The organism is Micromonospora sp. NPDC003776 (assembly GCF_053605645.1).
This window is the reverse complement of record NZ_JBSGJR010000692.1, coordinates 1-3,208: the sequence shown is the minus strand read 5'-3', so window position 1 is coordinate 3,208 and position 3,208 is coordinate 1. Positions and strand designations below refer to the sequence as shown.

Annotated in this window: 1 protein-coding gene and 1 pseudogene; both read right to left on the bottom strand. The window is 72.5% G+C overall.

The window, feature by feature from the left end:
* Window positions 1–2,454 (bottom strand): glutamate synthase central domain-containing protein (locus ACWEVO_RS33430; RefSeq protein ID WP_452311416.1); only part of this gene is annotated, 2,454 nt, incomplete at its 3' end.
* Window positions 2,455–2,949: 495 nt separating this feature from the next.
* Window positions 2,950–3,208: pseudogene (locus ACWEVO_RS33425) on the bottom strand (hypothetical protein); the annotation flags it as partial.

Here is a 3,208-nt window from a genome sequence, read left to right as displayed (position 1 = left end):
CTCGCCACCGACCTCCAGCCGGTCGGTGGGCTGCGCGCCCGGGGCCGGCCAGGCCAGCGCGTGCCGGGCGGCGACCTCGGCGTGGATCTCGGCCAGCCCGATCCCGCCGATGGTGCTCGGGGTGCCCCGGAAGTACCGCTCGACCAGGCGGGTGTCCAGGCCGACCGCCTCGAAGACCTGCGCCCCGCAGTACGAGGAGACGGTCGAGATGCCCATCTTGGACATGATCTTCAGGACGCCCTTGCCGAGCGCCTTGACGTAGTTGCGGACCGCCTTCTCCGGGTCGACCCCGGCCAGCGCCCCCGTGGAGATCATGTCTTCCACCGACTCGAAGGCCAGGTACGGGTTGACCGCCGCCGCGCCGTACCCGATCAGCACGGCCGCGTGGTGCACCTCGCGGCAGTCGCCGGACTCCACGATCAGCGCCACCTGGGTCCGCGTCTGCTCGCGGACCAGGTGCTGGTGCACCGCGGCGGTGAGCAGCAGCGACGGGATCGGGGCCAGGTCGGCGTTGGAGTCCCGGTCGGAGAGCACCAGGATCCGCACGCCGTCCTCGATCGCCTCGGAGACGTGCCGGCAGATCTCGGTGAGCCGGGCCTTGATGCCGGCGCCGCCGTCGCGCACCCGGTAGAGCCCGGAGACCCGGACCGCCTTGAAACCGGGCAGGTCGCCGTCCTCGTCGATGGAGAGGATCTTGGCCAGCTCGTCGTTGTCGATCACCGGGTAGGGCAGCACGATCTGCCGGCAGCTCGCCGGGCCCGGGTCGAGCAGGTTGCCCTCCGGCCCGATGGTGGACGCCAGACTGGTCACCAGCTCCTCCCGGATGGCGTCCAGCGGCGGGTTGGTGACCTGGGCGAAGAGCTGGTGGAAGTAGTCGTAGAGCAGCCGCGGCCGGGTGGACAGCGGGGCGATCGGGGTGTCCGTGCCCATCGAGCCGATCGGCTCCGCGCCGCTGCGGGCCATCGGGCCGAGCAGGATCTTCAGCTCCTCCTCCGTGTAGCCGAAGGTCTGCTGCCGGCGGCGTACCGAGTCGTGGGTGTAGACGATGTGCTCGCGCGGGGGCAGCTCGTCCAGCTCGATCAGGCCGGCGTGCAGCCACTCCTGGTACGGCCGGGCGGCGGCCAGCTCGGTCTTGATCTCGTCGTCGGAGACGATCCGCCCGTTGACCGTGTCGACCAGGAACATCTTGCCGGGCTGGAGGCGGCCCTTGGCGACAACGGTGGCCGGGTCGAGGTCGAGCACGCCCGCCTCGCTGCCCAGCACGACCAGGCCGTCGGCGGTCCGCCACCAGCGGCCGGGACGCAGCCCGTTGCGGTCGAGCACGGCGCCGACGATCTCGCCGTCGGTGAAGGCCACCGAGGCCGGCCCGTCCCAGGGCTCCATCAGGCTGGCGTGGAAGCGGTAGAAGGCGCGCTTGTCGGCCCGCATCTGCGGGTCGTTCTCCCAGGCCTCGGGGATCATCATGAGCACCGCGTGCGGCAGGCTCCGCCCGGCCAGGTGCAGCAGCTCGAGAACCTCGTCGAAATTGGCCGAGTCGGAGGCGGCGGGGGTGCAGACCGGGAAGACCCGGCGGATGTTGCCGGGCAGATTCGGGCTGCGCAGCAGCGCCTCCCGGGCCTGCATCCAGTTGCGGTTGCCGCGGATCGTGTTGATCTCGCCGTTGTGCGCGATGAAGCGGTAGGGGTGGGCCAGCGGCCAGGACGGGAAGGTGTTGGTGGAGAAGCGGGAGTGCACCAGCGCGATCGCACTGACCACCCGGTCGTCGGTCAGCTCCGGGTAGAAGGCGGGAAGCTGGTCCGGGGTGAGCATGCCCTTCCAGACCAGGGTCCGGCCGGACAGCGACGGGAAGTACGCCGGCACGCCCCGCTCGGCGGTCTCCCGCTCGACCTGCTTGCGCAGGCAGAACGCCACCCGGTCCAGGTCCAGCCCGGTCAGCGGGGAGCCGGCCGGGCCGGCGGCCGAGCCGGTGAGCCGGCGCGCGGCGAGGAAGAGCTGCCGGACCCGCGGCATCGCCGCGAGGGCGGTCTCGCCGAGGCCGCTCGGGTCGGTGGGGACGTCCCGCCAGCCGAGCACCTCCGCGCCCTCGACCAGCGCGTACTTCTCCACCACCTGGCGGGCGCGGGCCTCGGCCGCGTCGTCGTCGGGGAGGAAGACCAGGCCGGTGGCGTACTGGCCGGCCGGCGGCAGCGGGAAGTCGACGACCTCGCGGAGGAACGCGTCCGGCACCTGGATCATGATCCCGGCGCCGTCACCGGTGTTGTGCTCCGCGCCCCGGGCGCCGCGGTGGTCCAGCCGGCAGAGCGCCCCGAGGCCGTTCGCGACGACCTCGTGCGAGCGGCGCCCGTGCAGGTCGGCCACGAAGGCCACGCCGCACGCGTCGTGCTCGTGCGCGGGGTCGTACAGCCCCGTCGCCTGCGGGGCCGGCTGCGGGCTGAGAGGGTACGGAAAGGCCACCGGGCCTCCTGTCGTCACTCAGGTTGGATCATGGTCGGGACGACGTCGGCCCTAGTGGGTTCTATTGAGTCTACGTTAGGGCGTCGGGCGCAAGGCCAGTTCAGATTGATCACACTTCCAGAATCTGGGACATGTAGTCTCGCGCGGTGGATGTCGTACGTGCTGACGTGCTCGACCGGTTGGAGCGGTTCTACGACGCGGTGCCCAGGGATGCGGCCCGTGCGGAGGAATACGGCTCGCTGGTGCTGTTCGTCCGGGACGGTGCCGGTTGGCCGTTCTACGCCCGGCCCCGGCCGGGCGCCACCGAGCCGGCCTCCCTCGCGGACGTGACGGCGGTCCGGTCCCGGCAGCGGGAGCTGGGCCTGCCCGAGGCGTTCGAGTGGGTCCACGAGGTCAGCCCGGACCTGCTCGCGGTGGCCCGCTCGGCGGGGCTGTCCGTGCTGGAGGCGCCGCTGATGGTGTTGGACCCCGAGCGGCTGCCCGATCCCGCGACGCTCAGCGACGTACCGGTGCGGGTCCTCGACCCGGCGGACCCCGGCTTCGCGGCCGACGTGGCGATCCGGCGGGCCGTGGCCTCGGTCGGCTTCTCGAACGGCGGCACCGCCCGCGGCGACGCCGGCCCGGCCGAGCGGGACGCCGCGGTCGCCCGGCTGGACGTGTGGCCGGGTTGTTGGTCAGCAGCCGCATCGACCGGACGCCGAGGTCGTAGAGGATCTGCGCGCCGGTGCCGTAGTCGCGGGCGTCGGCCGGCAGC